Genomic DNA, 6,785 nt, shown 5'->3' on the forward strand with positions numbered 1-6,785 from the left:
ACAAGATGCACCTGTGAAGCAGGTTTCGGCAGTGCAGAGCCACCGTTTTGCACCAGCCGATCACGCGCAGCCCCCCCCATGGCTCACCCGCGCGATCGTTTTGAGCGATCACTAGGCACTCGCTCAGCATCAAGCCGCCAAGACGGAAGGACGTTCGGTATCTCTGCGACGCCACCATCCTCAGATACCCGCGCCATCGAATTCATGCTGCGCCCGCGCAAGTGCTGCGGCGAGTTCAGGGGCATTGGCGGCGACGATATGCTGTGTGCGGGGATCGCGGCCCTTTGCATCATCCAACAGCCCCAGGCGGCGCATCACATAGAACAGCATCGCATATCGGACGGTCAGCACCGACCGCCCATCCGCCATATCGTAATCCTTTGCCACCACGGCCTGCTGCCCCGGCGACAGTGCGGGGTGCGGGACCAGGATGATATCGAAGGTCTCATGCCACAGGCGATCATGCGCTCCTTGGGCACCGGGCGCGCAGGCTGCGCCGATCTCGAGAATCCGCGGCAGCAGGAAATCCTTGAACCGCCCGATCTCGTGGCACCAGCCGCGGACGTGCCAGCGGAACCCGTCATGGCCAAAGGCGTGGGGTGTGATCCTGCGCCAGCCCGGGTCCGGACGGTCGCGGCTCATCGACTGATAACGGACATCCAGCGATTGCCCCTCGCGGATGGCCGCAAGAATGGCGCGCAGCACGCCCGCGTCCACCTTGCGGCGCGGCGTCAGGGCAATATCCATCTCGGGCGGCGCAGAGAGCCAGCTGGACCCGGCCTCGACCAGACCCTCCGCCAGCGTTCGCAGGCGCATGAGGTAGGCGTCGGGATCGGGGTCAAGGAACACAGGCCGAAACTCCGGCCCCGCCACATAACGACGTGCACGCTTGTCATAGATGGCGTTCTGAGGCGCATGGTCCTGATATTGCGTCAGATCCTTGGAGGCCTGCGGCACCGATACCCCAAAGGTGTCGATCAGGTCGGATCGGTTGACACCCCCTTCCCAGAACAGGCGGAATTCGATGAACTCCAGCCGCCGCTCGACACCCCATTTCAGCATTACGCACCACCAGCATATAAAGTATGTGGACATTGTTAAACTGTCCGTATATCTTTTATCCACACTATACCCCAGCTGTCAATCAGGTCGAGGCCCCCATGCGGATTTTGCACACTGCCGACTGGCATATCGGTCAGACCCTGAACGGCTGGACGAGAGAACATGAACACCGCGCCTTTCTGGACCATCTGCGCGAGCTGATCGTGACCCAGCGAATCGACGCGCTTTTGATCGCCGGGGATGTCTTTGATGGCATCAACCCCTCGGGCGAGGCGCAACGCCTGCTTTACGAGGCCATTGCCGGATTTCACCGCGCCAATCCCCGCCTGCAGATCGTGATGACATCGGGCAACCACGATCCGGCCCAGAGGCTTGAGGCGCCCGAGGCGGTGCTGGCTGCGCTTGGCGTGCATGTGATCGGCACCTTGCGGCAGGGGCCGGGCGGCGTCGATATGGACCGCCACCTGATCGGCTTGCGCGACAGCAATGGAACGCTCCGCGCCCATGTTCTGTCCGTGCCTTTCCTGCGCGCGAGCGATCTGCCGGGCCTGCAACTGGGCGCCTCGGGCGGAGCCGAGCCAGCCGTCACTGCCGCTGCCCGCGCCCTGCATCTGGCGATGTCCGAGGCGGCGGTTGCCCGCACGAACGGCCTTCCCCTTCTCGCCATGGGGCACCTGACCTGCGCCGGAGGCCTCGAATCCGAGGGGGCCGAGCGCCGTATCCTGATCGGTGGCGAGCATGCGGTGCCGCCCGACATCTTTCCGCCCGCGCTATGCTATGTGGCACTCGGCCATTTGCATCGACCGCAATCGCTCGATGGCGGGCGGGTGCGCTACTCCGGCTCTCCCTTCCCGCTGTCTGCGGCCGAGATCGCCTATGACCACGGCGTCACGCTTCTGGATCTGGACGAGGGCATCGCGCCCCGCCACATTTCCCTGCCGCGCCCTGTCGCCATGCACCGCCTGCCTGCGCGCGGCGCGGCACCCTTGGCCGAGGTCGTGGCCGCGGTGGCGGCCCTGAACCTTTCGCCCGAGACGCCGCGCAACGCACAGCCCTTCGTCTACCTCTCGATCCTTGCCGACCGCCCGGTGACGCAGATCCGGGCCGAGGCGGAGGCGCTGATCGAGGCCCTGGCCCTGCGTCTTGCCGGGCTCTCGATCATCCGGCCAGAGAGCGCCGCCACCCCGGAGGCCCCACCCCCAAGCCTTGCCGACACCACGCCCGAGGATCTGTTCATCGCCGCCTTCCGGCAAGCGCATGGGCAGGATCCGGGCAGCGCCCATCTGGCCGCCTTCCGCGATGCCCTGTCTGAAGTCTGATCCCGGAGTTCCCCGAAATGCGCATCCTCTCCATCTCCGGCCAGAATATCGCGAGCCTCGCCGAGGCTTTCACGGTGGATTTCACCGCTGAACCGCTGGAGGGCGCGGGCCTCTTTGCCATCACGGGCGAGACCGGGGCGGGCAAATCCTCGATCCTCGATGCGATGTGTCTGGCGCTTTACGGCGACGCGCCGCGCCTTGCGGGCGGGGCGGCAACGGATGAGGTGCCAGACCCGTCCGGCGACACGATCAAGGCCCGCGATTCCCGCGCCATCCTGCGTCGCGGTGCGGCACAGGGCTGGGCCGAGGTCCGCTTTACCGCCCGGAACGGACAGGATTACATCGCCCGCTGGCAGGCGCGGCGCGCGCGCGACAAGGCCGATGGGCGTTTGCAGAACGTCTCGCGCTCGCTGTCCAGCGCCGCTGACGGCAAGGTTCTGGCCAGCCAGCTTTCGGCCGTCAACGAGATGATCGTGACCCAGACGGGGTTCTCCTACGAGGAATTCCGCCGCACGGTTCTTTTGGCGCAGGGCGATTTCGACGCCTTTCTGCGCGCCGATACCAACGACCGCGCGGGCCTTCTGGAAAAGGTCACCGGCACCGGGCTTTACCGCGATGTCTCGATCCGCATCTATGACCGGCATGACACGGCGCGGCGGGCCCATGATGCGCTGATCCAAAGCCGGTCGGGCTACCGGCTGCTTTCGGACGAGGAGCGCACCGCGATGGAGGCGGAGAGCGTGGAGCTGACCGAGGCCCATGAGAGCGGCATCGCCGCCGCCAGGGCCTTGCAAACGCAGCTTGACCTCCATACTCGCCACACCGCAGCCCTGCGGCACCTCACGCTGGCCGAGGCGGCCGAGGCGGAAACCATCGCCGATCACACCGCGGCCGCGCCCGAGCGTGCACAACTGCTGCGCCTCGACCGTGCCGCCCCTTTGCGGGCGCCGTGGCTGGCGGTCCAGACCTCTGCCACCCGGCTTTCCGTTGCGACCGTCGCGGTGGAGGCGAGCCGCACTCTGGCCTCGGAAGCGGTGGCAAGAACGGCGGCGGCAAAGCAGCAATCCGATCTGGCCGATGCCACCCGCGCCGCCCGTGAGGCAGAGTTCAAAGCCTTCGGGCCGATCTGGGATCAGGCGGCGGCGCTGGATCAGCAGATCCTGTCCGCCGCGACCGAAGCCGCACAGGCCGAAGGTCAGGCCGCCCAAGCCGCGCAGGACACCACAGGCCTGCATATTGCACTGGACGCCTTGCAAGCGGAGGAAGCCCGTCACCGCACCACCCTGACCGAGACGGAGGCGGCCCTCGCCCGCCTTTCGGCAGATGCGGCCCTCGCCGACATCTGGGGGCAGGTCCGCGCCCAGATCGAGGATCATGCGACGGCCAAAGCGGCACAGACCGCAGCCGCAGGCGAAGCCGCCAGGCACACGGAAACGCTGGCCGGGCTGGCGCAAGATCTGGCAACGCTGGCCGCGCAGGACCAGACCGACCGGACTGCCGAAGCCGATCTGGACCGGCAATCGGCTGAGCTTGCCACAGCCATCAGCGCGGAAGACGCCGCCCACCCCGCCCGCCGCGCCGGGGATCTCGCTGCGCTGTCCTCGGCTCTGGCCGATATGATCCGCGCCGGGGCCGATCACGCAGCGGCCAGCGCCGACCTTGCAAGCGCCAAGGCGAGCGGAGAGGCCGCCACAACCCTGCTGGCCACGGCGCAGGGCGAGGCCGCCCGCGCAACCGACGATCTGGCCCGGGCCGAGGCACAGGTCGCAGCCCTGACCGCCCCGGTGGAACGGGCCGATCTTGCGGCATCCGACGCGGCGCAGGCCCTGCGGCTGCGGCTGGAGCCGGACACCCCCTGCCCGGTCTGTGGCGCGACCGACCATCCGACCCATGCCGATGCTGCGTTGGCGGCACTTGCCGCAAGCCTGCGCACTGATCTTGCCGCCGCTCGGGTGGCGTCCAATTCCGCCCGGTCGCAACTGGCCGAGGCGCTGCGGCAACAGGATCGTGCAACCGAGCAGGCCAAACAGGCCGGAACCGACGGCGCCCGCGCCGGGGAAAAGACCGACGCGGCACGGAAGCTTTGGCGCGATGCCAGCCTGCGCGCGCGCGACCTGCCCGATTGCCCCGCCCTGCCTGACGATCCGACACAGGCTGCGCCTCTGCCCGCGCTGGCAGCCGACGCGGCACACCGCCAGAAAACCGAGGCCGACGCGCAAAGCGAACTGGCACGGATGCGGCAGGCGTTGAGCGATCTGACGGCACAGCGCGAGAAGTTGCGCAATGCCTTGAACGCGCATGTCACAAGCCGTGAAACCCTGACAGCCGCACAGGCCGCGGCCCGGAATGCCGAGACCCTTGCAACGCATGATGCCACGACCGCCGGGGCACAAGCCGCCCGGCTGGAGGCCGCCCTCACCCCCGTCCTGACCGCGCTGGATGAGACGGGCGCGCTGGGGGACCTCGCCCTTTCCGACCGCCTTGCCGCACGGGTTGCAGGGGTCATCCGGCTGCGCGCAGCCCGCGATCAGAGCAGCGCGGCACTGGCCACCCTCGTCCCCCGCATCGCCACGGCTGCAAGTCAGGCCGAAGGAGCAGCCAAGCTAGCCGCGACCGCCGCAGCGCAGGCCGAGGCCCGCAAGGCGACGCTCCTCGGGCTGCAAGCCGAACGCGCGGGCCTTTTGGACGGCGAGGCGACCGCCCCCCACCGCACCCGCCATAACGAGGCGCGCAAGGCGGCATTGGCCGCGTTTGACCTTGCCAGCGCAGCGCTGACCACCGCGCAGACAGAAGCCGCGGCGGCAACCGCCCGCGTGGAGGGCGCGCTGGCGGAACAGGCCCAATCCGAACAGGCCCGTGCCGGCGCGATGGCCAAGCTGGACACGGCACTGGTGACAAGTGACCTGACCGCTGCCGATCTCGACGCCCTGTTCGCGGTGACACCAGAGGCCATTGAGGCCCTGCGCACCAAGATGCGTGCGTTTGATGACGCCGTCACCTCGGCCCGCGCCACCCTGACTTCGCGCAGGCAAGACCATGCGGCGGCCCTTGCGGCTGGCCTGCCGGAGGATCCCGCCGAAGCGATCGCTGAAAAACTCGCGGAAATTGATGCACTTGCGACCGCCCGCGCGCATCGCATGGGCGCCATCGCGGCCGAGGTCCAGCGCGATGCGCAGACCCGTGCCGGCCTCGCCGGGCTAGAGGCCGAAATCGCCACCGCCCGCACCGAGCTGGATGTCTGGGCGGCGGTCAACCTTGCCGCCGGATCGCGCAATGGCGACCGCTTCACCCGGATCGCGCAATCCATCACGCTGGATGTTCTGGTCGGACACGCCAATCACCATCTGACCGATCTGAACCCGCGCTACCGCCTGCGCCGCGCCGCCGATCTGGCGCTTCAGGTCGAGGATCGCGACATGGCGGACGAGCCGCGCGCTACCCGCAGCCTGTCGGGGGGCGAGCGTTTCCTTGTCTCGCTGGCCCTCGCCCTCGCCCTGTCCCGGATGGGCGGCAAAGGCGGCCTCGCCGCAACCCTCTTCATCGATGAGGGCTTTGGATCACTCGATGCGACCAGTCTCGATCTCGCCATCGACGCGCTGGAGACCCTGCAATCGCAGGGCCGACAGGTCGGCGTCATCAGCCATGTCGAGGCCATGAAGGACCGCATCCCCGTGCGCATCTCTGTGCGCAAGCAGGGCGGGGGCAAAAGTGTGGTCGAGGTCGGTCAACGGGTTTAGTTCGTTCAATGACCTGCAGGGCACACCTGAGATGCCATGCATGACGATCCATCATCCGCATTCAGGCGCCCGACTGCCAAAGCCTCCACCCGACATCGAATCACATGTCGCCTTGACCGGATAGCCGACTTCACCCCTCCGAGATCCGCCCCAAGCGGGCACGCTGCTCCTCCGTCCAGTCGTCGTTGAGACCCATAACGAAAGCCGCATCCTCTGCCAGTTTGCGCCGTTCGCGTTTCAGGACCGACCGCACAATTTCCGTCACCGCCCGGGCGATGCGCAAAAGGATCGGCTCGGCGGGCCTGATCGCCTCCAGCAGGCCGATGCGGGCCGAAGGTGCCCACGGTGCGCCTTCGCCCCAGACCAGTTTCGGCTGCTTGCCCTTTTCAAGGTCAATGTGCAGCGCGCCGGTCGCCACAAGCCCGACACCAAGTGCGACCGCGTCCGCCCCTTCGATGGCCGCAGCAAGACGCAGCTCGGCCTGTTCCACATCGGCAACCAAACCTGCCAGCTTCGCTTCCTCGGCAAGGCTCTCCCCGCGGAGATCATGAAGTGCGGCATCGGCCTCCTGACGGGCGAGGGTCGCTTCCTCCATCCGGGTTGCCTCCAGCTTGGCTTCGGTCAGGACGCGGTCGCGTTCCTGTTCGGCATGGCGTTGTTGCGCTAA

Annotated in this window: 4 protein-coding genes; 2 read left to right on the forward strand and 2 right to left on the reverse strand. The window is 67.7% G+C overall.

Annotation, left to right across the window (positions count from 1 at the left end; translation table 11 throughout):
• Positions 1-180: 180 nt before the first annotated feature.
• Positions 181-1,062 (reverse strand): WYL domain-containing protein, encoded by an 882-nt coding sequence (locus tag CDV49_RS14275; RefSeq protein WP_088216088.1) that lies wholly within the window; start codon positions 1,060-1,062, stop codon positions 181-183.
• A 98-nt stretch (positions 1,063-1,160) separates the two neighbouring features.
• Between CDV49_RS14275 and CDV49_RS14280 the strand changes: the two genes are divergently transcribed.
• Together CDV49_RS14280 and CDV49_RS14285 are read left to right on the forward strand one after the other, a co-directional pair.
• A complete protein-coding gene (locus CDV49_RS14280) occupies positions 1,161-2,381 on the forward strand; it encodes an exonuclease SbcCD subunit D (protein ID WP_088216089.1) in 1,221 nt (406 codons plus the stop codon).
• A 17-nt stretch (positions 2,382-2,398) separates the two neighbouring features.
• Positions 2,399-6,118, forward strand: a complete 3,720-nt coding sequence (locus CDV49_RS14285) for an AAA family ATPase (RefSeq protein ID WP_088216090.1) — start codon at positions 2,399-2,401, stop codon at positions 6,116-6,118.
• Positions 6,119-6,248: 130 nt separating this feature from the next.
• On the opposite strand, the gene CDV49_RS20515 is transcribed toward CDV49_RS14285, so the two are convergent.
• Positions 6,249-6,785 (reverse strand): hypothetical protein (locus CDV49_RS20515; RefSeq protein WP_179209227.1); only part of this gene is annotated, 537 nt, incomplete at its 5' end.

The organism is Haematobacter genomosp. 1, from assembly GCF_002196855.1.
Lineage (GTDB): Bacteria > Pseudomonadota > Alphaproteobacteria > Rhodobacterales > Rhodobacteraceae > Haematobacter.

Excerpts from the sequence above, each read along its gene's own strand:
- CDV49_RS14275 (WP_088216088.1), bottom strand. The coding sequence starts at position 1,062 with ATGCTGAAATGGGGTGTCGAGCGGCGGCTGGAGTTCATCGAATTCCGC.
- CDV49_RS14280 (WP_088216089.1), top strand. The coding sequence starts at position 1,161 with ATGCGGATTTTGCACACTGCCGACTGGCATATCGGTCAGACCCTGAAC.
- CDV49_RS14285 (WP_088216090.1), top strand. The coding sequence starts at position 2,399 with ATGCGCATCCTCTCCATCTCCGGCCAGAATATCGCGAGCCTCGCCGAG.